Source organism: Peribacillus sp. SRI_006 (assembly GCF_057586375.1).
In genome coordinates this window covers 1-556 of the sequence record NZ_JBYCZT010000050.1, presented here as the reverse complement: position 1 = coordinate 556, position 556 = coordinate 1, and the positions used below count along the sequence as shown (strand labels likewise).

1 rRNA gene is annotated in these 556 nt (G+C 54.3%); it reads left to right on the top strand.

The window, feature by feature from the left end:
- A 16S ribosomal RNA gene (locus tag AC2YHV_RS27605) occupies nucleotides 1-539 on the top strand; the annotation flags it as partial.
- Nucleotides 540-556 lie beyond the last annotated feature (17 nt).

Genomic DNA, 556 nt, shown 5'->3' with positions numbered 1-556 from the left:
AACCCTAGAGATAGGGCTTTCCCCTTCGGGGGACAGAGTGACAGGTGGTGCATGGTTGTCGTCAGCTCGTGTCGTGAGATGTTGGGTTAAGTCCCGCAACGAGCGCAACCCTTGATCTTAGTTGCCAGCATTCAGTTGGGCACTCTAAGGTGACTGCCGGTGACAAACCGGAGGAAGGTGGGGATGACGTCAAATCATCATGCCCCTTATGACCTGGGCTACACACGTGCTACAATGGATGGTACAAAGGGCTGCAAACCTGCGAAGGTAAGCGAATCCCATAAAGCCATTCTCAGTTCGGATTGCAGGCTGCAACTCGCCTGCATGAAGCCGGAATCGCTAGTAATCGCGGATCAGCATGCCGCGGTGAATACGTTCCCGGGCCTTGTACACACCGCCCGTCACACCACGAGAGTTTGTAACACCCGAAGTCGGTGAGGTAACCTTCATGGAGCCAGCCGCCTAAGGTGGGACAGATGATTGGGGTGAAGTCGTAACAAGGTAGCCGTATCGGAAGGTGCGGCTGGATCACCTCCTTTCTAAGGATAATTACGAG